At 68.6% G+C, this 21,726-nt stretch carries 19 protein-coding genes; 12 read left to right on the top strand and 7 right to left on the bottom strand.

Annotation, left to right across the window (positions count from 1 at the left end; all coding sequences use genetic code 11):
- The first annotated feature begins 38 nt into the window (after positions 1 to 38).
- The 6 genes from LFM09_RS15840 to LFM09_RS15815 are packed head-to-tail and all read left to right on the top strand — an operon-like array spanning position 39 to position 4,718.
- Complete coding sequence (locus LFM09_RS15840) at positions 39 to 944, top strand: cellulose-binding domain-containing protein (RefSeq protein ID WP_414097196.1); 906 nt, start codon at positions 39 to 41, stop codon at positions 942 to 944.
- Positions 945 to 1,001: 57 nt separating this feature from the next.
- On the top strand, positions 1,002 to 1,754 hold the full coding sequence (locus LFM09_RS15835) for a hypothetical protein (protein ID WP_414097195.1): 753 nt from the start codon (positions 1,002 to 1,004) through the stop codon (positions 1,752 to 1,754).
- Positions 1,751 to 2,638: a sugar kinase gene (locus tag LFM09_RS15830; protein WP_414097194.1), complete on the top strand. Its 888-nt coding sequence runs from the start codon at positions 1,751 to 1,753 to the stop codon at positions 2,636 to 2,638. The genes LFM09_RS15835 and LFM09_RS15830 overlap by 4 nt, the downstream gene beginning before the upstream one ends.
- A complete protein-coding gene (locus LFM09_RS15825; RefSeq protein ID WP_414097193.1) occupies positions 2,635 to 3,462 on the top strand; it encodes an SMP-30/gluconolactonase/LRE family protein in 828 nt (275 codons plus the stop codon). Before LFM09_RS15830 ends, LFM09_RS15825 begins: the two co-directional genes overlap by 4 nt.
- Positions 3,463 to 3,519: 57 nt before the next feature.
- Positions 3,520 to 4,134 carry a ClpP family protease gene (locus tag LFM09_RS15820; protein ID WP_414097192.1) on the top strand — a complete coding sequence of 205 codons (615 nt, stop codon included), beginning with the start codon at positions 3,520 to 3,522 and terminating at the stop codon, positions 4,132 to 4,134.
- Positions 4,131 to 4,718 carry a ClpP family protease gene (locus LFM09_RS15815; RefSeq protein ID WP_414097191.1) on the top strand — a complete coding sequence of 196 codons (588 nt, stop codon included), beginning with the start codon at positions 4,131 to 4,133 and terminating at the stop codon, positions 4,716 to 4,718. The genes LFM09_RS15820 and LFM09_RS15815 overlap by 4 nt, the downstream gene beginning before the upstream one ends.
- On the opposite strand, the gene LFM09_RS15810 is transcribed toward LFM09_RS15815, so the two are convergent.
- Positions 4,715 to 5,059: a helix-turn-helix domain-containing protein gene (locus LFM09_RS15810; RefSeq protein ID WP_414097190.1), complete on the bottom strand. Its 345-nt coding sequence runs from the start codon at positions 5,057 to 5,059 to the stop codon at positions 4,715 to 4,717. The genes LFM09_RS15815 and LFM09_RS15810 overlap by 4 nt on opposite strands.
- A gap of 146 nt (positions 5,060 to 5,205) precedes the next feature.
- On the opposite strand from LFM09_RS15810, the gene LFM09_RS15805 reads away from it, so the two are divergent.
- Together LFM09_RS15805 and LFM09_RS15800 are read left to right on the top strand one after the other, a co-directional pair.
- On the top strand, positions 5,206 to 6,009 hold the full coding sequence (locus LFM09_RS15805; RefSeq protein ID WP_414097189.1) for a calcium-binding protein: 804 nt from the start codon (positions 5,206 to 5,208) through the stop codon (positions 6,007 to 6,009).
- A 39-nt stretch (positions 6,010 to 6,048) separates the two neighbouring features.
- The gene (locus LFM09_RS15800; RefSeq protein ID WP_414097188.1) at positions 6,049 to 6,801 is read left to right on the top strand and encodes a hypothetical protein; all 753 of its coding nucleotides are present in this window, start codon (positions 6,049 to 6,051) and stop codon (positions 6,799 to 6,801) included.
- On the opposite strand, the gene LFM09_RS15795 is transcribed toward LFM09_RS15800, so the two are convergent.
- The 6 genes from LFM09_RS15795 to LFM09_RS15770 are packed head-to-tail and all read right to left on the bottom strand — an operon-like array spanning position 6,773 to position 13,547.
- On the bottom strand, positions 6,773 to 9,742 hold the full coding sequence (locus LFM09_RS15795) for a BTAD domain-containing putative transcriptional regulator (RefSeq protein ID WP_414097187.1): 2,970 nt from the start codon (positions 9,740 to 9,742) through the stop codon (positions 6,773 to 6,775). The genes LFM09_RS15800 and LFM09_RS15795 overlap by 29 nt on opposite strands.
- A 57-nt stretch (positions 9,743 to 9,799) precedes the next feature.
- Positions 9,800 to 10,171 (bottom strand): MerR family transcriptional regulator, encoded by a 372-nt coding sequence (locus LFM09_RS15790; protein WP_414097186.1) that lies wholly within the window; start codon positions 10,169 to 10,171, stop codon positions 9,800 to 9,802.
- Between the two features lie 9 nt (positions 10,172 to 10,180).
- Positions 10,181 to 10,552 carry a hypothetical protein gene (locus tag LFM09_RS15785; RefSeq protein WP_414097185.1) on the bottom strand — a complete coding sequence of 124 codons (372 nt, stop codon included), beginning with the start codon at positions 10,550 to 10,552 and terminating at the stop codon, positions 10,181 to 10,183.
- Between the two features lie 40 nt (positions 10,553 to 10,592).
- Complete coding sequence (locus tag LFM09_RS15780) at positions 10,593 to 12,083, bottom strand: tripartite tricarboxylate transporter permease (RefSeq protein ID WP_414097184.1); 1,491 nt, start codon at positions 12,081 to 12,083, stop codon at positions 10,593 to 10,595.
- Positions 12,076 to 12,579 (bottom strand): tripartite tricarboxylate transporter TctB family protein, encoded by a 504-nt coding sequence (locus tag LFM09_RS15775; RefSeq protein WP_414097183.1) that lies wholly within the window; start codon positions 12,577 to 12,579, stop codon positions 12,076 to 12,078. The genes LFM09_RS15780 and LFM09_RS15775 overlap by 8 nt, the downstream gene beginning before the upstream one ends.
- Complete coding sequence (locus LFM09_RS15770) at positions 12,576 to 13,547, bottom strand: Bug family tripartite tricarboxylate transporter substrate binding protein (protein ID WP_414097182.1); 972 nt, start codon at positions 13,545 to 13,547, stop codon at positions 12,576 to 12,578. The genes LFM09_RS15775 and LFM09_RS15770 overlap by 4 nt, the downstream gene beginning before the upstream one ends.
- A 140-nt stretch (positions 13,548 to 13,687) precedes the next feature.
- On the opposite strand from LFM09_RS15770, the gene LFM09_RS15765 reads away from it, so the two are divergent.
- From LFM09_RS15765 to LFM09_RS15750, 4 genes are all read left to right on the top strand, one after another.
- Positions 13,688 to 15,247, top strand: a complete 1,560-nt coding sequence (locus LFM09_RS15765) for an ATP-binding protein (protein ID WP_414097181.1) — start codon at positions 13,688 to 13,690, stop codon at positions 15,245 to 15,247.
- Positions 15,244 to 15,912: a response regulator gene (locus LFM09_RS15760; RefSeq protein ID WP_414097180.1), complete on the top strand. Its 669-nt coding sequence runs from the start codon at positions 15,244 to 15,246 to the stop codon at positions 15,910 to 15,912. Before LFM09_RS15765 ends, LFM09_RS15760 begins: the two co-directional genes overlap by 4 nt.
- A gap of 83 nt (positions 15,913 to 15,995) precedes the next feature.
- Positions 15,996 to 18,338 (top strand): chitinase C-terminal domain-containing protein, encoded by a 2,343-nt coding sequence (locus LFM09_RS15755; protein WP_414097179.1) that lies wholly within the window; start codon positions 15,996 to 15,998, stop codon positions 18,336 to 18,338.
- A 94-nt stretch (positions 18,339 to 18,432) separates the two neighbouring features.
- Positions 18,433 to 21,681 carry a S8 family serine peptidase gene (locus tag LFM09_RS15750; protein WP_414097178.1) on the top strand — a complete coding sequence of 1,083 codons (3,249 nt, stop codon included), beginning with the start codon at positions 18,433 to 18,435 and terminating at the stop codon, positions 21,679 to 21,681.
- The last annotated feature ends 45 nt before the right edge of the window (positions 21,682 to 21,726 follow it).

Below are 21,726 nucleotides of genomic sequence, written 5' to 3'. Positions count from 1 at the left end.
CGTCAAACTTTCAACGACCTTGGTGGGAGTGCCTCGTAGTGCGCAAATCCCTGTTGGTGCTCTTGCTGGCGCTCGTCTGCGGCTGTTCGTCGGCCGAGAGCCCGGCTCCTCCTTCGCGTTCGCGGGTGCCGCCGCGGCCGCCAACGCTGATCACGGACGTGCAGGAGAACGTGCCGGTGTTCGTGCGGGCGGTGATCGACGCTCGTACGGTCGAGCTGGACAGTGGGGAACGGGTGCGGATCTCGTTGCTCGCCGCGCCTGCCGACTGCTGGGCTGCGGCCGCGGTTGCGTTCGCGCGCAAGACGTTGCTGATGGGTGCGGTGAGGGTCACGACCGTCATTCCCGGCGAGGTGAATCTGTGGCTCGAGGACGGCACGGACTACGCATTGCTTGCGGTGCGAGAGGGTGTGCTGCGGGCGCAGGGTGCGGCTGGGCGGCTGGCGGAGGCGGAAGCCCTTGCGGCGCGTGAGAACCGCGGGCTGTGGGGGCTGCCGTGCAACGGCATGGATGCCGTGCCGAACCGGGTGACCCCTACGACGACCAAGCGGCTCGTGCCGCCGAAGCCGACCACTACGACCACGCCACCACCACCACCACCACCGACCACGACGGCTCCTCCGACGCCGCCGTGCAAGGTGTCCTATCGGATCAGCGGGCAGTGGCCGGGTGGGTTTCAAGCGAACGTGACGATCAGGAACACAGGCAAGGCGGCGGTCAACGGATGGACGTTGCGGTGGTCCTTTGGCGACGGTCAGACCGTTCGGCAGATGTGGAACGCCTCTTCTTCGCAACGGGGCGCGGCCGTGAGTGCGACCAACGTCCACTACACGGCCACGATCGCGCCCAATGGTGAGGTGTCGATCGGGTTCCTCGGGTCGTACGGGCGGGCGAACTCGGCGCCGGCGGCGTTCACGCTCAACGGTGCGGCCTGTACGACGGGCTGAACTCATGGCAGGATAAATTAGTAATTAACTACTGATTGATCATGTCAGGACGAAACCGTGCAGGTCAACAGGGCTGTGCACGTCGAGGTGGACCATTCTCTCGGCGGGCGTTGGGCCTCGCTGCGCACCGCCGGCCGCGAGTGGCTGTGGCATCGCGCTGATCCGGCTCGTGCGTGCGTGACGCCGGGCGATCCGTTCGTGGATGCGGGCGGGCTGGAGGAGTGCGTACCGACCGTGCGCGGGATGCCGGATCACGGCGACGCGTGGAGCAGGCCGTGGCACAAGACCGGTGTGGACTGTCCTGACTTCGAACTCCGCCGCAGCTTCAGCCAACGTGACGGCGCCGTGGTCGTGGACTACGAGCTGACGGCTGAGGCGGGCTATCGGTTCGTGTGGGCGGCACACGCGTTGCTCGACGTCAGCCCAGCGGCCTGTCTTCAAGCTCCAGCGGGCACACCAGTGTTGATCACGGATCCGGAGCCGGAGCTCCAGGCGTGGCCGGCGGGGCTCGACAGGCTCGGGCCGGACGACGGCACTGCCGTCGGCGCGGTGCTCGAACGCGGCCAGATCCGGGTGGTGGACGGAGATCACTGGCTCGACCTGAGCGTCGAATGCGTCGAACAGCCGGTGTCCATCGCGTTGTGGCGCAACCTCAAGGGTTGGCCGGAGGGCGAGCCGTACCGCAGCGTCGGTGTCGAACCCATGCTCGGCCGCACCTTCGACCGCGACGACACGACGCGTCCGGTCGCCGTTGTGCCCGCGGGAGGAACGGTCCGATGGCGGCTGACGATCGCGGGAGGAACGGCATGACCGACGTGCTGACGCTGGGCGAGACGATGGGGGCGTTCCGCGCGGCCGGCCCGTTCCGGCTCGGGGGCGCGGCGGAGCTCACCGTCGCGGGCGCCGAGTCCAACGTCGCCATCGGCCTGGCGCGGCTCGGGCACGCGGTGCGGTGGGCCGGGGTCACGGGTGTGGACGAGATCGGTGCGCTGATCCGTCGCACGTTGCTCGCCGAACAGGTGGACCTGACGACCCGAGCCGTTGAAGCCGCGACCGGGCTGATCCTCTTCGAGCCTCGCACCGCCGACATCACCCGCGTTCTCTACTACCGCGCCGGGTCCGCCGGATCGCAACTGTCCATTGAGGACGTGCGCAGGGCGTTCGACGCCGGCACGCCCAGGATCGTGCACGTCACCGGCATCACCTGTGCGTTGAGCGAGACCGCGCTCGCCGCCGTCACCGAGGCGATCCACCTGGGCAGGGAGGCGGGCAGCACGGTCAGCTTCGACGTGAACTTCCGCGCCAAGCTGTGGTCGGCGCAGCAGGCGGGCGAAGTCATCCGGCCGTTGCTCAAGCAGGTCGACGTGCTGATCGCGTCCGACGACGAGCTGCCGATCACGGGTGACCACAAGGTGCCCGAAGTCGTCGTCAAGCACGGTGACAAGGGAGCCACGGTGGGCGGGGTTTCCGTGCCGGCGCACGAAGTCACGGCGGTCGACACCACGGGCGCGGGGGACGCGTTCGTCGCGGGCTATCTCTCCGGCCTGCTCGACGGGCTCACCCCGGCCGATCGGTTGCGGCGCGGGAACGCCGTGGCCGCGTTCGCCGTCGCGACGCCCGGTGACTGGCAGGGCCTGCCCACCCGGACCGACCTCGACCTGCTGGACCTGGACTCAGGGAGCACCGTGCGATGACGTTGACGCAGTGGAACTTCGAGCAGCTGGAGCTCGGTGAGGGCGCGCGCTGGATCGACGGCAGGCTGGTCGTGGTCGACCTGCTGGCGGGCCGGGTGCTCGCGACGAGAGGGGACGTTCCCGCGCCGTTCCAGGAGATCGCGAAGCTTCCTGTGCCCGTCGGTGCCGTCGCGCCGATCAAGGACAGCGACGACCTGATGGCCGCGAAGGGAACCGGCGCGGGACTGCTCGACGGCCCTCAGGCCGAGACCTTCGCGGGCGAGGACATGCGCGTGAACGACGCGGTGGCGGACCCGGCCGGGCGGTTCTGGGTCACGACGATGGCCTACAACACCGAGCCCGGCACCGGCGCGTTGCACCGCGTCGGGTCCCCGTCTCCTGTCCTCAAAGGACTGACGATCCCGAACGGCCCGGCGTTCTCCCCGGACGGCAGGCTGATGTACCTCGCGGACAGCGCCCGCGGGATCGTGCACCGGTTCGACGTGCAGGACGGTGAGATCGGTGCGCGCCGGGTGTTCCTGCACACCCCGCACAGCATCCCGGACGGCATGACCACCGACGTCGCGGGCAACGTGTGGATCGCGTTCTGGGGCTCGTCGGTCGTGCGCCGGTACCGCCCGGACGGCCGGCTCGACCAGGAGGTCCGCCTGCCCGCCAGGCAACCGACCAGCGTCTGCCTGGGCGGCCCGGACATGGCCAGGTTGTTCATCACCACCGCCAAGTACGGCCTGCGTCGTCCGACTCTGCACGACGGCGCGTTGTTCGCCACCGACGTCAACATCCCCGGCCGGCCGGCGAACGCGTTCGTGCCTGCTGACAGCTGATCTGCCCACAGCAGAGAAACAAGCGAACGGTGCCACGCAGTCGGCATCGTCAGTGGCATGACCAACAACGAGAAGATGTTCAGCCCTGGGCTGCGCGATCGGTTCTTCGGTCAGCGGGTGCTGATTCTCGACGGCGCGCTCGACGACGACAACGGAACCGTGCTCGCCACCCAGATGCTGTCGCTGGCGAGCGAGGACCCGCGGCAGGACATCGCGCTGTGGATCCACTCACCGGGCGGCTCGGTGCCGTCGATGCTGGCGATCCGCGACGTGATGCGGCTGATCCCGTGCGACGTGGCGACGCTGGCGCTGGGTCTTGCGTGCAGCGCGGGCCAGTTCCTGCTTTCCGCCGGTACCAAGGGAAAGCGGTTCGCCCTGCCGCACGCGCGCATCCTGATGCACCAGGGGAGTGCGGGCATCGGCGGCTCGGCGGTCGAGGTGGAGGTGCAGGCGGACGACCTGCGGCACACCAGGGACACCGTGCTCGGCCTGATCGCCGAGGACACCGGACAGCCGTTCGACCGGATCTTCACCGACTCGCTGCACGACCGGTGGTTCACCACCGAGCAGGCGCGTGAGTACGGGTTCATCGACCACATCGTCAGCGATCTCGGCCAGGTCGTCCCTGTCCGCACACACCAGTTGGGCCTGCACTCGGGAGCCGTCGCATGAGCACCTACACGATCCCCAACGTCATCACCCGCGACGCCCGCGGCGAGCGCGTCATGGACGTCTACTCGCACCTGCTGTCCGAGCGGATCGTCTACCTCGGCACCGGGATCGACTCCGGTGTCGCCAACGCGTTGATCGCGCAGTTGCTGCACCTGGAGGCGGACAACCCGGAGCTGGAGATCAACCTCTACATCAACTGCGAGGGCGGCGACCCGTCCGCGATGCTCGCCCTGTACGACACCATGCGCTACATCAGGGCGCCGGTCGCGACGACGTGCGTGGGCCAGGCGGTCGCGGCCGGTGCGGTGCTGCTGGCGGCCGGGGCGGAGGGACGCAGGGCCTTGCTGCCCCACGCCAGGGTCGTGCTGCACCAGCCCGCGGCGCAGGGGCGCGGCACGATCCCGGACCTGATCCTCGCGGCGGACGAGGTGGTCCGGGTGCGCACCCAGCTGGAGGAGATCCTGGCCAGGCACACCGGCCGGAGCGTGTCGGAACTGCGGCACGACACGGACCGGGACCGCGTGTTCGACGCGTCGGGCGCCGTCGCATACGGCCTCGCTGACATGGTGCTCGAAGAACGCTAAGCAACCATCGACATGACCATGGCCACCGGGCCCGAGGGGCGTCCGGTCGGACGTGACGTGTGGAAGTGGCTCGTCTGGAAGAGACGGACCTGGCCGGCGACACCGATCAAGAGGTCGGCCAGGTCGACACCCAAAGCGCCGGCGACCGCCGCGATCATCTCGCTCGACGGCTCCTTGCGGCCGCGTTCGATCTCGGACAGGTACTGCACCGAGATGCCGGCCCGGTCGGCGACGTCGACCAGCCGGTCGCCGCGCGCCTCTCTGGTCTCGCGCAGCTTCCGGCCCAGGGCCTCACGCCACAACGGTTCGGGAGCGCGCTTGAAGTCCAGGATCTCCGCCATGTCGTCATGGTGACAGCACCGCGACCACCGCAAAGGGCCGTTCTGCTGTCAGCAGAAAGACCGCCCTAAAACCACCCAAAGGTGGCCGAAAGAGCTCTGAGCAGGCTGTTCCCCGCAACGCAACAACCACCAAGGGGAGAAACAGCATGAGGATGCTCATCGGTCTCAGCGCCGCCGCTCTGGCCGCGGTCGCCATGCCCGCCGTCGCGCACGCCGCACCGCACACCACGGTGTACGTGCAGGACAAGGTGCTGATCATCGAGGCCGAGGCGGGCAAGACGAACAACATCGTCGTCGGCATGGAGTCGGCGAGCCACCGGCTCACCGTCACCGACTCCGGCGACCTGCTCGCCGTCGGCGCCGGCTGTTCGCTCAGCGGCGACATCGTGCGCTGCAACTACGAGTCCGGCGCCACGAAGCTGATCACGTCCGTCCGGGTCACCACCGGCGACCTGAACGACCGCGTCAACGTCACGTACGACAACACCAACGCCGACGCGATGCCCGCCAACATCTACGGCGAGGCCGGCAACGACGTGATCGAGACCCGCGCTCGGGGCACGATCAGCGGTGGCGAGGGCAACGACCTGCTGCGCCCCAAGCGCGGTGGCGCGTTCGTGTACGGCGGCGCAGGCGCGGACCGGGTCGACTACAACAGCGGCAGCGCGCTGCACCCGAACTCGGGTGTCTCGGTGACCATCGGCTCCGGCACCGACGACGGCTACGACACGTTGGCGCTCAAGGACTACGTCGCGAGCGACATCGAGAACCTGACCGGCACCAACTACGTCGACCACCTGGTCGGCAGCGCGGCGGTCAACAACATCCTGGCGCTGGGCGCGAACGACTTCATCTGGGGCCTGGCCGGCAACGACACGCTCAACGGCGGCCTCGGCGTGGACACCTGCCTCGACGCCACCGACGGCGACACGCTCGTCAGCTGCCCCTGACCTTAAGGTCGCTTTAAGCGGGCTCGGCATCCTTCGGGCATGAACGCGAAGGTGATGAGCACGGCTCTGTTCGTGCTGAGCTTGACCACTCCGGCCGTGGCGAACGCGGCGCCCGACGAGGTCGCGCAGGTGTCCAACACCAGCGCGGCCTCGTCGGCGGACAAGATCGTCACGGTCAGCTGCCCGAGCGGCACGAAGGTCGTCGGCGCCGGTGGTTCGGTGACCGGTGAGCGGACGACGATCACGCGGGTGCGGCCCAGCGAGGACCTGTCGTCCGTCGAGGTCGCCGCGGTCGAGCACGGTGCGGGGACCGTGCAGCCGTGGACGGTGAAGGTGCGGGCGAACTGCGCGCCCGGCGACTTCACCCTGGTTTCCAAGGGCGGCACCAGGAACGCCGAGGCGAGCTGCTCCGGCACCGAGAAGGTGCTCGGCGTCGGCGGGGAAACCGACGGCGTGCACCTCACGAGGATGTCGCCCAAGAGCAACCTCAAGGGCGGTGTGGTCGAGGCGTCCGGCAACGCGGGCGTCACGGCGTACGCGATCTGCGGAACGCGACCGGGGCTGGTTCTGCGCGGCGGCAGCCCCTCGGTCGTGATGACCAAGACCGCGACGAAGACCGTTGCCTGTCAAGGTGATGAGCAGGTCGTCAGTGCCGGTGGTGCGGTCGCCGGCGCGGCCATCGACGACGTGCTGCCGGTCGGCTCCGGCGCGTCCGTCACCGGTGAGGCGACGGACGCGCAGGGGCAGGCCATCCGCTGGTCGATCACGCCCTACGTCGTGTGCTCGCAGTGAAAGGTCGCGGGTCGACCTCGATCTCGCGCATTCGCGTGACGTAGGTCTGGTAACACCGCCGAGCCTCGCCGTGACTACCTCCGGCGGCGAGGACGCGCACCAGCATCAGGTGCGCCGGCTCGTCGTACGGGTCGCGTTCCAGTACGCGCAGGCAATACCTGCTGGCCAGCGCGAACTCCCCACCGGACTCGGCCCGTGCGGCGAGCACCGCCACCACCTGCAGGTAGATCAACCGGGCTTCTTCACGAAGCCGCGCCGCCCAGTCCTCGTACGGGTCCTCCTCCAGGAAGTCACCGTGGTAGGCCGACTCGGCGGCCGCGAGCAGCGACTGGGCCTCGGAGGAATTCCGTTGTGCCGCAGCGAGTCCGGCTCGTGCGTCGGCGAGGAACGCGACCACGTCGACGGGCAGCACGTCCGGGTCCATCCGGATCGCGTCGCCCTCGGCCACGATTCCCGTGCCCGCTCTGAGCACGCTGCGGGCCGTCGACAACGCCACCGCCAGCCGGTTGGCGACCTTCTCCGGCTCCTCGTCCGGCCACAGCAGGTTTCCCAGCGCCTCACGGGTGATCGGCCGCCCGCGTCGGGCGATGAGGATCTTCACGAGGTCCCTGGCCTTGCGCGACTGCCACGCCGCGGGCGGCAGCGGTTCACCGTCGCGCAGCACCCGGAACCCGCCCAGCGTCTGGATGAACAGCTCCGGCCGGCTCTCCTTCCGGCACGTCTCGGCCACCGCCGCGGCCGCCTCGGCGAGCACCCGCGCGCCGAGACCCGCGGCCTGCTGCCGTGCCTCGACGGCGAGTTGTTCGCCTGCGGCACCACCGATCAGCGATGCCTGGGCGGTCCGCACCCGGACCTCACCGAGCGGGTTGCCGATCTCGCGCCACAACGACAGGGCCTGGTCGAGCAGCACGGGGTCGCGTTCCAGCACTCCGCGCAGTCGCAACGCCCGCGCGAACCCCGCCCGGTCGCCACGCCGGGTCGCGATCTCCGCGGCCTCCTGGCACAGGTCCTTGTCGTGGTCGAGCCACCCCAGCACGAGCAGCGCCGCCACGCTCTCACCCAGGTCCAACGCCTTGCGTGCGTGCTCACGTGCCAGGTCCGGGTCGTCGTCGGAGAACAGCTCGGCCAGTCCGACGTGCGCCAGGATCATGTGCGGCACGGTGTTCTTTGCCGACGCGAGCCGCAACGCCTCGTGCAGCGCGAATCCCGCCAACGCCCGGTCGCCGCGCTTCCGGTGCACCTCGCCCAGGTAGACCAACGGCGCCGCGGCGAGCCAGCTGCCCGCCTGCTCGAAAACCTGCTGTGCGGCGTGGAAATCCGCCGCCGCCTCGTCCAACCGGCCCAGCCCGAACAACGCCTCGCCCCGGTTGTGCAGACCGATCGCCCGGTACGTGGCGAATCCCGTGACGTCCGCGAGCGGCAGCATCTCCTCGATCTCCTGCAACGCCGCCCGGTGCTCGCCCGCCTCGACGTGGTGTGAGGCCCGGTTCGACCGGATGCGGATCACCCCGAGCACGTCGCCGGCCTTCTGCGCGTGGTCGAGCGCGATGTCGTAATGCTCGGTCAGTTCATCGCGCTTTCCTTGTGCCGCAGCAACCATCGCCAGCACCGTGTGCGCAGTGGCGATCGCGCAGGCGCTCGTCGTCTCCAGTGCCTCGGTCGCCTTGGCTGCTGCTTCGTCGATGTCACCCAGCGCCCAATGCGCACTTGCCGCCGTGCTCAACAGCATCGACTCGGCAGTCGGATCGGAACCGTCCGGCACGTAGTCGTCGCAGATCTTCAACGCGTCCTGCGGTCCGCCCCGCAGATGCTGGATCCACGCCATTCGCCAGGCGAGCTCCGCGGTGAGACCAGCAGACGTGGCCTGAGTGAAGCGGTCCGCCGCCTGCCGCCACTCACCCCGCAGCTGGTGCGCCACACCTTCGAGCTGCCACACCTCAGCCGTGCGTTCGTCTTCCGGTACCTTCTGCGTGGCGTTCAGCACGGCATCCGCGCCGCTGGTCCGCAACACGTCCGGCAGCAACGCCGTGATGCCGCTCCAATCCTCCAGCGCGGCAAGGGAATCGACCGCACGGACGTACTCACCGCGCTCCGCGAACCACCGCGCGGCCGCCGCGTGCACGCTCTCGTCCCGTTGCAGGAACTCCCGCGCCAACGGCACCAACGCGAACCAACCCGGTTCCGCTCGGACGTGCTCGACGAACAGCCCGCGCCTGGCCAGGTCCGGCAGGACGGTGCCGGCCTCCGCGTGCCCGAGCTCCACGAGCAGATCGGCCGTGAACCGGTCGAACGCGGCAGCCGACTTGAGCAGCCGGCGGGTCTGTTCCGGTTCTCTGCCAACGACTTCGTCCACCAGGTCGGCGAGCTCCTCGACCGTCCCGGTCTCGGCCACCAGCCGCACCGCGATCGGCCACCCACCCGTGACGTCGTGCACGTCGTGACCCGCGACCACAGCGGTCTCCTCGGCCGTGAACGCCAGCTGGCCCGCGTTGATCTCCGTCAGCTCCCCGTCGACCTTGAAACGCCGCAACTTCACCGGCGCGGGCGTGCGTCCCGACAGGACGAGTCGCGCGGACGCCGGAAGCTGGAGGCAGAGCGCCTCCAGCAGCAGCGCGGCCGGATCTCCTTGTCTCAGCACATGTATGTCGTCCAGCACGATCAGCGCGTCTTCCGGCCACGCGTCCGCCAGCAACCCGGCGATGGCATGAGCCCGCCCGGCTTCGTCCTCACCGGACACCGCCGGCACGCTGGTCCAGTTGGCCGCCAACGCGTTGGCCATCGGCTGCAACAACCGATGGCCTTCCTGGCAGGTGTGCCACACGACCGGACGGTCGATGTGCGCTTGCGTCAACAGAGTTGTTTTGCCGTAACCGGCAGGTGCGACGAGCGTCGTGAGCCTCGTCGTGCAGAGCAGCCCCTCCAACCGGGGCCGCCGGATCACCGTTGTCCTCCCACGCCCCATGATCGTGCTTGGGGAGTCCGCGTTACACCGCCCTGTTCAGCTCAACGCGCCGATCACCGGACACGGTTCCTGCGGGCCATTTGCCGCCAGGTCGAGCAACGCCAGCCGCACGCGTTCGAGATCGCGCACGCGTTCCTCGATCTCGGCGACCTTGTCGGCGATCACCCCGTCCACCTCGCCCACGTCGAGTGGAGCGGCGGACAGCACGAAGATCTGCTCGACCTCGGCGAGCGTGAACCCGAGCAGCTGCGCCCGCCGGATGAACCGCAGCCGTTTCAACGCTTCCTCGTCGTACTCGCGGTAGCCGCCGTACGTCCGGGCGGTCGGCACCACCAGGCCCCGGCGCTCGTAGAACCGGACGGTGCTGATGCCCACTCCGGCGGAGCGGGCCAGTTCGGAGATGCGCACCACGGCAGGTTATCCGCGGTCCACGAGCAGCGCCCGCAGCTGCGCGACGCCCCAGAACAGCTCCAGCACCAGGAACCCCGCCAGCACAGGCGTCGCTCCCTGCCACAACGCCCAGGCGAACCAGACGCTGAACAACGCCCGCCCGACCGTGTCGACCGCGATGAGCAACGGTTCGGGCCGCCGCCAACGGACAACGGACCACATCACCACCACCGTGCCGAACAGCGTCGCCACCATCAGCGACGGCGTGCCCGAGACGGGCGCGCCGATCAGGTTGAACATCCAGGACGCCGTCCAGGGCGTGACGAACGCGATGCTGGCCACCAGGTCGTACATCGCGCCCGCCTTGCCCCAGCGGACCACTGCCGAAGTCGAGATCATGACGGTCACCCTGAACCCTGCACCAAGGTGCAGAGTCAAGTCAGACCGAGACCTTCCTCCGTCGAACCCGCATCACCACGGCCACCGCCAGCACCACGAACAGCACGCTGTACGCGATGGCCGCGAACGGACTGGTGACCAGAGCCGCCAGCGAACCCTCGCTGATCTGCAACGTCCGTCGCACCTGTTCCTCAGCCATGGGCCCGAGAATCAGCCCGACCACCAAAGGCGCGACCGGATAGCCGTGACGCCGCATGAAGAACCCGGCCACACCGATCACCAGCAGCACGATCAGGTCGTCCACCACGAAGTTCACCGCATAGGTGCCCAGCGCCGCGAACAGCAAGATCCCCGCGTACAGATACGGCCGCGGGATCTGCAGCACCTTCACCCAGATCTTGACCAACGGCAGGTTCAGCACCAACAGCATGACGTTGCCGATGTAGAGCGAAGCGATCAACGCCCACACCATCGCCGAGTTGTTGGTGAACAACAACGGCCCGGGCTGAATACCATAGCTCTGGAACGCAGCTACGATCACCGCAGCAGTAGCCGTGGTAGGCAGACCCAACGTCAGCAACGGCACCAGAACACCAGCAGCAGCAGCGTTGTTGGCCGCCTCCGGCCCAGCAACACCCTCGATCGCGCCCTTGCCGAACTCCTCCGGCCGCTTCGAAAGCTTCTTCTCCGCCGCGTAAGACAAGAACGTCGACACGTCCGCACCACCGGCCGGCACGGTCCCGATCGGGAACCCGATGAACGTCCCGCGCAGCCAAGGCTTCCACGACCGCGACCAGAACTCGCGGGTGAACCACTTCCCACCCACCGGCACGACCTCGACCGGCCCGTGCCGCAACCGAGAAGCGACGTACAACGCCTCGCCGACCGCGAACACGCCGACCGCCACCACAACAACGTCGATGCCGTCGGCCAGCGTCGGCACTCCGAGCGTGAACCGCTGCTGCCCGGACAACGTGTCCGTTCCGACCAGCCCGATGAACAACCCGAGTCCCAACGACGCGAGCCCGCGCACAGGTGATGAGCCGAGCAGCGTCGCCACGGTCATGAACGCCACGACCATCAACGCCACGTAGTCGGCCGGACCGAGCGTCACGGCGATGTCCGCGATGGTGGGAGCCAGCAAGGTCAGCAACACCGTCGCGATGGTCCCGGCCACGAACGACCCGATCGCCGCCGTCGCCAACGCCGCCGCGCCCCGCCCGGCGCGGGCCATCCTGTTGCCTTCCAAGGCGGTCACGACCGATGCGGACTCACCCGGTGTGTTCAACAGGATCGAGGTCGTCGACCCGCCGTACATCCCGCCGTAGTAGATGCCCGCGAAGATGATCAGAGCCGCGGTCGGGTCCAGCGAGTAGGTCAGCGGCAGCAGCAACGCCACCGTCATCGCCGGGCCGATGCCCGGCAGCACGCCGACGGCCGTGCCGAGTGTGACGCCCAGCAGTGCGTACAGCAGGTACTCGGGCTGCGCGGCGGTCGCGAAGCCCTCCAGCAGTCCGGTGAGGCTACCCATCGAGGAACGGCACCCCTTCGAACACACCGGCCGGCAGCGACAGCCCCAGCCCGGACGCGAACACGACCTGCACCACCAGCGCCAGCACCACCGCGATCGGCAGCGCGCGCCACCACACCGCGCCCAAAGTCCACGCGGCGCCGAAGAACAGCAGGGCCGCCGCGATCGGCCACCCGGCCACGTCGATCAACGCCAGGTGCGCCACCAGAACGGCCATCAGCTTGCCCACGGTGACCCAGTCGGTGCGGACCTCCGTGTCGACGTCCTCAGCCTCCTCGGCTTTGCCGAGCTTGCCGCGGAACGTCAGAACAATCGCCATCACGCCCGTCACCACGAGCAGAACCCCGACGGCGTAAGGGAAAGCGCGCGGTCCGACCGCGTTGCCGCCGGGAGCGGCGATCGTGGTCGCGTCGATGAGGGTGAAGACCCCGATCGCCGTGACCAGACCGCCGAACCCGTACTCCTCGACCTGACCTGAGACTCTTTCCGGGATCACTTGACCAGCCCGATGTCCTGCAGCGCCGGCTTCACGCGGCCGATCTCCTTGGACAGGAACGTGGAGAACTCGGCGCCGGTGAGGAACGTGTCCGTCCAGCCCTTCTTCGTGAGCTCGTCCTTCCAGCCCTGGCTGGCGTGCATGTCCGTGACCAGCTTGGTCAGCCGTGCCTTGGCCTCCGCCGAGATCGAGCCGGGCGCCACCACGCCGCGCCAGTTGATCAGCTCGACGCCGAGGTCCTTGAACGTCGGCGCGTTCAGGTCCGCGTGCGGGTTGGGCCCGGACGTGCCGAGTGCGCGCAGCTTGCCGGCCTTGATCTGCTCCTTGTACTCGCCGACGCCCGAGATGCCCGCGTCGACCTTCTTGCCCAGCAACGCCGCCAGTGACTCACCGCCACCGGAGTACGGCACGTAGTTGAGCTTCGACGGGTCGATGTTCTTCGCCTTGAGCAGCAGCCCGGCGAGGATGTGGTCGGTGCCGCCGGCGGAACCGCCCGTGATCGAGACGCCCTTGCCCTTCTCGGCCACGGCGTTCAGCAGGTCCTCGATCGTCTTGTGCGGGGAGTCCGCCGGGACCACGACGACCTCGTCCTCCGCGGTCAGCCGCGCGATCGGCGTGGTGTCCTCAAGCCGCGTCTTGGCCGCGTTGGTCTCCACCGCGCCGACCATGACCAGGCCGGTGACCATCAGGTACGACTCGGAACGCTCGGTGCTGAGCTTCTGCAGCCCGACCGTGCCACCCGCGCCGCCCACGTTGCTGACCTGCACGGATGACGCCAGCTTCGCCCCGGACACCGCGGTCTGCATCGCCCTGGCCGTCTGGTCCCAGCCGCCGCCGGGGTCGGCCGGGGCCATGATCTCCAGCTTCCCGATGGAGTCACCGCCCGCGCTCTTGGTTCCTTGACCGCATCCCGCGAGCACCAGTCCGACCGCGGCCACGGCCACCGCGCGTCTCCAGCCTGCACTCATGAGCACTCCTCGCCTCATTGCGAACGTTGGGCGGGGACGCTAGGTACGAGTTGGTAACGAACCGGTGCAACGGTCGTAAAAGACGTATTGGTCGTTTTGTTCGTGACCTGGTTCACACGGAATAGGTGAGAATGCCTCCCATGTTCCGCCGGTCCGTCTCGCTGGGCGTCTCGCTCCTGGTGTTGCAGGTGGTCATCGTGCTGATGACGACCTGTGCCGCCGGGCTGCTCGCGGCCAAGCTGCAGAGCGACCGCATCCGGGAGGCGTACAAGGACCGGATGCTGTCCGTCGCGGAGAGCGTGGCCAGGTTGCCGACGGTGGTCCAGGCGTTCGACTCGCCGGACCCGTCCGCGACCATCCAGCCGCTGGCGGAGCTGCTGCGCAAGGCGTCGCAGGTGACGTACGTCGTGGTCACCGACCGCAACGGCGTCCGCTACGCCCACCCCGACCCTCGCCGCATCGGCGAGCGAGTGTCGACCGACCCGACCGCCGCGTTGTCCGGCGAGGTGTTCGTCGGCACCGAGACCGGCACGCTCGGCACGTCGTTGCGGGCCAAGGTGCCGGTGCGGGCGGCCGACGGGCGGATCATCGGCATGGCGTCGGTCGGCATCCTGGAGTCGCAGCTGTCCGCCGACCTGGCGGAGGACCTGCCCGAGTTGATCGGCTGGCTGGCCGCCGCCGCGCTGGTCGGGGTGCTCGGCGCCGCACTGATCACGCAACTGGTGCGCCGCCGCACGTTCCGGCTCGAACCGGCCGAGATCGCGCAGCTGCTGGAGACGCGCGACGCGATGCTGCACGGCATCCGTGAGGGCGTTGTGGCCGTTGACGATCGGCAACGGCTGGTGTTGGTCAACGACGAGGCTCTCAGGTTGCTCGGGCTGGCGGAGAACCCAACCGGACAACCCGCGGCGGACGTGCTCGACGAGGGACTGCTGGACCTGGCGCGTGCCGTGGACGACGTCGCGGACCGGCTCGTGCTTGCGGGAGAACGGGTTCTGGTCGCGAACCGGATGACAGCCAAGACCCACGACCGGGCTGTCGGCGTCGTGCTGACGTTGCGCGACCGCACCGAGCTGCACGACGCGTTGCGCGAGCTGGACGGCCAACGCACGGTCACCGAGGTGTTGCGCGCGCAGGCCCACGAGTTCTCCAACCACCTGCACGTCATCGGCGGCCTGCTCGAACTGGACCGGCGCACCGACGCCGTCGCCTACATCGAACGGGTCGGCGGCGCGGGTTCGATCACCGCGGACATCATCGACGGTGCCAACGCGGATCCGGCGCTGGCGGCGTTGTTGCTGGCCAAGTCCTCGACCGCGCACGAACGAGGCGTCGCGCTGCGGCTGGACCCGGAGAGCGCGGTGGACATCCGCGCGGGCGACGACGCGTTGACCGTGCTGGGCAATCTCGTCGACAACGCGGTCGATGCCGTGGACACCGGTGGCACCGTGCGCGTGCTGGTTCGTTCGTCCGCGCAAGGGGTGCGGATGGTCGTGGACGACGACGGACCGGGAGTTGTTGAGTCACAACGCGGCCGGATCTTCGATCTGGGCGTGAGCACGAAGGACGCCGACCGGGGGATCGGACTCGCACTGGTGTCGAGGGTGGTCACGCGGCGCAGCGGCCGGGTGGCGATCACCGACTCGGAACTGGGCGGCGCGTCGTTCGACGTGTGGCTGCCGGAAACGGGAAACCGATGAGCATCAGGACGCTCGTGGTCGACGACGACTTCGCCGTGGCCGCGATCCACCGGGGCTTTCTCGACGCGATGCCCGAGTTCGAGGTCGTCGGCGAGGCGCACCGCGGCGGCGAGGCGTTGCGGGCCGTGGAGGCGCTGCGGCCGGACCTGGTGCTGCTGGACATCCACCTGCCCGACATGTCCGGGCTGGAGGTGCTGGCCAGGCTGCGTGCGCGTACCGGTCCGCCGGTCGACGTCATCGCGGTCACGGCCGCGCGTGAACGGGAGACCGTGCGGCAGGCGATGTCCCGCGGCGTGGACAACTACCTGGTGAAACCGTTCACGCGCACGGCATTCATCGATCGGATGCGGCAGTACCTGGCGCAGCGCACCGAGGTGCAGCGGCTCGGGCAGGTGCTGGACCAGGACGAGGTCGACCAGCTGATGCACCACCGGCCGCGGGCGTTGCTGCCCAAGGGACTCTCGGCGGTGACGCTGCGGCTGGTGACCGATGCGTTGAAGGACAGCGAAAGCGACCTCTCGGCGCAGGAAGTCGGGGAACGGGCGGGCATGTCCAGGGTCAGCGCACGGCGTTATCTGGAGCACCTGGTGACCATCGGGAAGGCAGAGGTGCAGCCGCGGTACGGCATGGCGAACCGGCCGGCGCACGGGTACCGCCTGACCTGATTGGTCTATACCTCCTATTGACCGGGATCTTTCCCGGTTCCAGACTTGGTCGCACAGGCCGCCTCCCTGCAAGGAGGTTCGGCATGCGCAGATTCTCCGGAAAGATCCTCCCCCTCCTGGCGGCACTGGTGACGGTCACCGGTCTGGCCGTCGTCGCGCTGGTCAACCCGGCACCCTCACAGGCCGCCGGTCACGAGGACTGCCGCCCGGACGGCCTCTACCGGACGCCCGGCGTCGACACCCCGTACTGCACGGTCTACGACACCGCCGGCCGTGAACTGATGGGCTCGCACTCCCGGCGCGTGATCGGGTACTTCACCAGCTGGCGCACCGGGAAGAACGGCGCGCCCGCGTACCTCGCGAGCAACATCCCGTGGAACAAGGTCACCCATCTCAACTACGCGTTCGCGCACATCGGCACGGACAACCGGATCTCGGTCGGGCCCGCGGGTGCCAACAACGCGTCGACCGGCATGGAGTGGCCGGGCGTTCCCGGTGCGGAGATGGATCCCTCGTTGTCCTACAAGGGCCACTTCAACCTGCTGACCAAGTACAAGAAGCAGAACCCGAACGTGAAGACGCTGATCTCGGTCGGTGGCTGGGCGGAGTCGGGCGGCATCCTCAACCCCGATGGCTCGCGCAACGCCACCGGTGGCTTCTACCGGCTCGCGCAGTCGCAGGCGTCGATCAACACGTTCGCCGACTCGGTCGTGGCGTTCTTGCGGCAGTACGGGTTCAACGGCGCGGACATCGACTACGAGTACGCGACGTCGAACAACTACGCCGGAAACCCGGACGACTTCTGGATCTCCAACGCCAACCGCGGCACGTTGTGGGCGGGCTACGAGAACCTGATGCGCACGTTGCGCGACAAGCTCGACCGCGCGGGTGCGGCCGACGGCAAGCACTACCTGCTGACCGCCGCGGTGCCGGCCTCCGGTTGGTTGTTGCGCGGCCAGGAGGTCTACGGCGTCACGCGGTACCTCGACTACGTCAACATCATGAGCTACGACCTGCACGGCGCGTGGAACCACTTCGTGGGCCCGAACGCCGCCTTGTACGACAACGGTCAGGACGCCGAGCTGGCGCACTGGCAGGTCTACACGACGCCGCAGTACGACGGGCAGGGTTATCTCAACACCGACTGGGCGTACCACTACTTCCGCGGCGCGATGCAGGCCGGCCGGATCAACATCGGCGTCGGCTTCTACACGCGCGGCTGGCGAGGCGTGACCGGTGGCACGAACGGGTTGTGGGGCCGTGCCGCCCTGCCCGACCAGGCGCAGTGCCCGCCCGGCACCGGTGGAACCGTGGGGTCGACCGTCCCCTGCGGCAACGGTGCCATCGGGATCGACAACCTGTGGCACGACGAGCTCAACGGCAGGGAGGTGCCGTCCGGCGTGAACCCCATGTGGCACGCCATGAACCTGCAGAACGGCATCACTCCGGACTACCTCACCAAGTACGGTCTCGACCCGGTCAACGACCCCGACGACCGGCTCACCGGCACCTACGCCCGCAACTACAACAGCACGATGGTGACTCCGTGGCTGTGGAACAGCTCCAAGGGCGTCTTCCTGTCCACTGAGGACGACGTGTCGATCGCGGCGAAGGCCAGTTACGTGTCGAGCAAGGGGCTTGGCGGCATCATGATCTGGGAGCTGGCCGGCGACTACGCGTACGACAGCGCCAAGTCGCAGTACCACATCGGTGACACGTTGCTCACGAAGATCAACGAGGGCCTGCGCGGCGCGGCTCCTTACGGTGCCTCAAAAGCTGGTCGCACGATGCCGGCGAACGTGCTGAACGTCAACGTGGGTGTGTCCGGCTTCGCGTTGGGCGACAACAACTACCCGATCAACCCGACGATGCGGATCACGAACAGCTCCACCACGACGATCCCCGGTGGCACCCGGATCGAGTTCGACTACGGGACCAGCGCGCCGGGCAGCATGACCGACCAGTCCGGGTTCGGGCTCTCCGTGGCCACTCGCGGGCACAGCGGCCCGAACGTCGGTGGGTTGCGTGGCGACTTCCAGCACGTCGTCGTGACGCTGCCGTCGTGGCAGACCATCGCCCCTGGAGCGTCGGTGGACATCCGGCTGAACTACTACATGCCGATCGCGTCGCCGTCGAACTTCACGTTCACCTTTGGTGGCAACAGTTACGTCATCTCGGGCGATCTGCCGCGTGGCAGTGGCAACCCGCCGACGTCGACCACGACCTCCACCACCACGTCGACCACGACCACTACTACGACCACGACTACTACTAACCCAGGCGGGGGTTCGTGGGCTCCCAACACCTACTACGCCACCGGCGCACAGGTGACCTACGGCGGTGCGACTTACCGCTGCCGTCAGGCGCACACGTCGCTCACCGGCTGGGAACCGCCGAACGTTCCGGCGCTGTGGGAACGAGTCTGACGCCTTGAGGACACGACCGTGTTTGCGGCGTTGTCGCAAACACGGTCGTGTGCGGCGGTTTCCGAGCGCTTGCTGCGATGCCACGGTCGGTTGTGTGAATTCCAAGCGTCGCGCACTGATACCGGTACTGGTCCTCTTCCTGCCGTTCCTCACGGCCGGGCAGGGCCAAGCCGCAGCGCAGATCCGTTCCTCGTCCCCACCAGCAGCCGCGGACTCGGTCGTCACGCTGATCACCGGTGACAAGGTGACCGTGTCCGAGCACAACGGCAAGACCACCACGTTCATCAAGCCCGCACAGGGAAGAGAGCACATCAGGTTCTCGACCCGGACCATCGGCGGGCACGTCCACGTCCAGCCGTCGGACGCCACCGTGCTGATCAACGCGGGCCGGCTCGACGACCGGCTCTTCGACGTCACGCAGCTCGTCGAGTGGGAGTACGACGACGCGAAGCGCACCACCCTCCCGTTGATCGTGACCGGCGGCGGCGCGATCAACGGGGCTCAGGTGACGCGTTCCCTGCCGAGCGTTGGAGGGTACGCGGTCGCCGCGGCCAAGGACGACACGTTCTGGAAGTCGTTGACCACGGCCAGAAGCGTCGGCAAGGTCTGGCTGAGCGGCAAGGCGAAGGTGCACGACGCCGAGTCGAACGCGCAGATCGGGGTGCCGAAAGCGCGTGCGGCCGGGTTCGACGGCAAGGGTGTCACGGTCGGTCTGCTCGACACCGGTGTGGACAGGGCGCATCCGGACCTCAAGCACGTCGTGACCGAGTACCAGGACTTCACCGGTACCGGACTGACGGACGGCGTCGGGCACGGCACGCACGTCGCGTCGATCATCGCGGGAACCGGCGTGGTGAACGCCGCTTATGGTGGTGTGGCACCGAAAGCGTCGATTGTCGCGGGCAAGGTGTGCGGCGGGCTCACCTGTGAGGACGACGCGATCCTCGCCGGCGTGGAGTGGATCGCGGGCAAGGCGGACGTCGTCAACATGAGTCTTGGCAGCGACTACGGCACGAACGACGACCTGCTGTCGCAGGCTGTGAACAACCTGACCGCGTCCACCGGCACGCTGTTCGTCGTGTCCGCCGGCAACTCGGCCAACCCGTACACGGTGGCGTCGCCGTCGACGGCCGACGCGGCTCTCTCGGTCGCGAGCGTGAGCCGCTCGGACGAGGTCAGCGGCTTCTCCAGCGAGGGGCCGCGAACCGGCGACCACGCGGTGAAGCCGGACATCACCGCACCGGGTGAGGCGATCGTCGCGGCCCGTGCGGCGGGTACGACGATGGGCACGCCGGTCGGCGATTCCTATGTCACCGCAAGCGGAACGTCGATGTCCTCGCCGCACGTGGCCGGGGTGGCGGCGTTGCTCGCGCAGGCGCGTCCGGACTGGACCGCTGCCGAGCTCAAGGGTGCGTTGATGTCGTCGAGCACGGGCAGCCTGCCGGTGTTCGCGGCGGGCGCAGGCCGGGTGGACGCGGCCCGTGCTGTGGCACAGGGCGTTTTCGCTGACGGCAGCGTGAGTTTCGGGCAGTTCCCGTGGCCGCGGCCCACCGAGCCGGTCACGAAGTCGTTGACCTATCGGAACAAGGGCGCCGCTGATGTCACGTTGGCGCTGTCGGTGACCGACGAGGCGTTCGCTCTCGGCGGATCCACTCTGGTTGTGCCTGCGGGCGGCAAAGCGAGCGTGGAAGTGTCGGTGCACCCCGGTAAGCTTCCCTCCAACGGCGGCAGTGTGGGTGCTCGTGTGGTGGCGACCGCGGGTGATGTGGTGGTGCAGTCGGCTGTCGGTGCGGTGGCGGAGCCCGAGTCGTTCGACGTCGAGGTGAAGCTGCTCGACCGGACCGGTGCGCTTGCGAGCAACGACGTGGGGCAGCAGGTGATCGTGCTGCACCACACGTACGACGGTGAGTGGGACTTCCGTCCGGCGGTCGTGGACGGTGTGGCGAAGGCGCGCGTGCCGGCAGGCGACGTGACGATCTACGCCTCCACCGGCACGCCCGCGGCTGAAGGTCGTCCCGAGAGCGTGACCTCGCAGCTCATCACGAAGTTCGCGCTGCAGAAGGACAGCGGGTTCGTGTTCGACGCCCGCAAGGGCAACAAGGTCACGTACACCGTCGCGGACCGGCCGACTGCCAAGCCGCACATCACGTCCGTCGACACGCTGACCACGTTCGGGCAGCGCGGGCTCGCTGGTGGCGAGTTCGTGAAGGGTGAGCAGGAGGCGTACGTGGTTCCGGCCAAGGCGGAGCCGGGAACGACGTTGCAGTTCGGGGTGTCGATGATCCTAGGGACGCCGGACTCGCGGTACTTCCTGACCGGGCTCGGTGTGGAGAACGAGATCCCGGCGAGACCCGCGTTCCGCACGCACACCAGGGAACTGGCGCGGCGTGACGTGAGGTTCGCGGTCCAGGGTGCGCCGGCGGACGCGGAGCTGGGCAGGGCGCCGTTCTACTTCCCGGGGATGCCGTACGCGTTCGGCGCCTACGAGACGGTGACGATGCCGCGCCACCGGACCGACTACCTGAGCACGGCACCCGACTGGTCGTCGGCGCTGTCGTTCCAGCGTCCGGTGGGCACGCCCATGACGGCGCCGTGGGGCCACATCACCGACCTCACCGGCACCGTGACGGCGGGCAGGCCGGTGCCGGAGCACTGGAACGCGCCGGTGATCGGACCGTCGCTCGCCCTCGCGCCGAACTACAACACCCAGGTCTACCGCTACGAGGACGGCTTCGGGGCGTTCATCGGAATGTTCTCGCCCGCGGCGGGAATCCAGGGCAACAGCCCGAGCTTCCAGCCTTTCACCGCGACGGGTGACACGACACTCGAGCTGGTCGGCTCCGAACCGGTGCCGAGCGGTTATCCCGGCGTGGGTTCCTGGGCAGGACTGCCGGACGAGGAGGCGCGCTACAAACTGACCGCGAAGGCCACCAGGGCGGACCGGGTGCCGTTCGCCGAGCACTCGATGACGACCGAGGCGACCTGGACGTTCTCCTCCGCCAAGACCGACGGCTACACCGCGCTGCCGTTGATGTTCTTCCGCACGAACGGCGCGTTCGACGCCCTGGGCAAGGCCAAGCCGGGCCTCTTCCCGCTGTCCGTCGAGGTGCTGCGGCAGCCGAGGTCCGAACCGGGCACCGCTCGGGTGACGAGCGTGACCGTCGAGTACTCCACCGACGACGGCGCCACGTGGCAGCGGGCACCGTCCGCGGGGCAGGGAAACCGGTGGTTCGCGCTGGTGCGGAACCCGAGCGCGGGCTCCGTCTCACTGCGCACGACCGCCACCGATTCGGCGGGTGACACGCACACCAGTTCCGTTCATCGGGCCTACACCGTGAAGTGACCCGTCGCAGGGAGCGCCCCCTTGCTAGCTTGGCCTGGCAAGGGG

Origin of the sequence: Lentzea alba (assembly GCF_047445655.1) — a bacterium.
GTDB classification, from domain to species: domain Bacteria; phylum Actinomycetota; class Actinomycetes; order Mycobacteriales; family Pseudonocardiaceae; genus Lentzea; species Lentzea alba_A.
This window is presented reverse-complemented; position numbering and strand designations above follow the sequence as displayed.

Coding starts and splice junctions, on each gene's coding strand:
- LFM09_RS15805 (WP_414097189.1), top strand. CDS start 5,206: ATGAGGATGCTCATCGGTCTCAGCGCCGCCGCTCTGGCCGCGGTCGCC.
- LFM09_RS15830 (WP_414097194.1), top strand. CDS start 1,751: ATGACCGACGTGCTGACGCTGGGCGAGACGATGGGGGCGTTCCGCGCG.
- LFM09_RS15785 (WP_414097185.1), bottom strand. CDS start 10,552: ATGATCTCGACTTCGGCAGTGGTCCGCTGGGGCAAGGCGGGCGCGATG.
- LFM09_RS15755 (WP_414097179.1), top strand. CDS start 15,996: ATGCGCAGATTCTCCGGAAAGATCCTCCCCCTCCTGGCGGCACTGGTG.
- LFM09_RS15825 (WP_414097193.1), top strand. CDS start 2,635: ATGACGTTGACGCAGTGGAACTTCGAGCAGCTGGAGCTCGGTGAGGGC.
- LFM09_RS15765 (WP_414097181.1), top strand. CDS start 13,688: ATGTTCCGCCGGTCCGTCTCGCTGGGCGTCTCGCTCCTGGTGTTGCAG.
- LFM09_RS15760 (WP_414097180.1), top strand. CDS start 15,244: ATGAGCATCAGGACGCTCGTGGTCGACGACGACTTCGCCGTGGCCGCG.
- LFM09_RS15780 (WP_414097184.1), bottom strand. CDS start 12,083: ATGGGTAGCCTCACCGGACTGCTGGAGGGCTTCGCGACCGCCGCGCAG.
- LFM09_RS15815 (WP_414097191.1), top strand. CDS start 4,131: ATGAGCACCTACACGATCCCCAACGTCATCACCCGCGACGCCCGCGGC.
- LFM09_RS15800 (WP_414097188.1), top strand. CDS start 6,049: ATGAACGCGAAGGTGATGAGCACGGCTCTGTTCGTGCTGAGCTTGACC.
- LFM09_RS15770 (WP_414097182.1), bottom strand. CDS start 13,547: ATGAGTGCAGGCTGGAGACGCGCGGTGGCCGTGGCCGCGGTCGGACTG.
- LFM09_RS15820 (WP_414097192.1), top strand. CDS start 3,520: ATGACCAACAACGAGAAGATGTTCAGCCCTGGGCTGCGCGATCGGTTC.
- LFM09_RS15810 (WP_414097190.1), bottom strand. CDS start 5,059: ATGGCGGAGATCCTGGACTTCAAGCGCGCTCCCGAACCGTTGTGGCGT.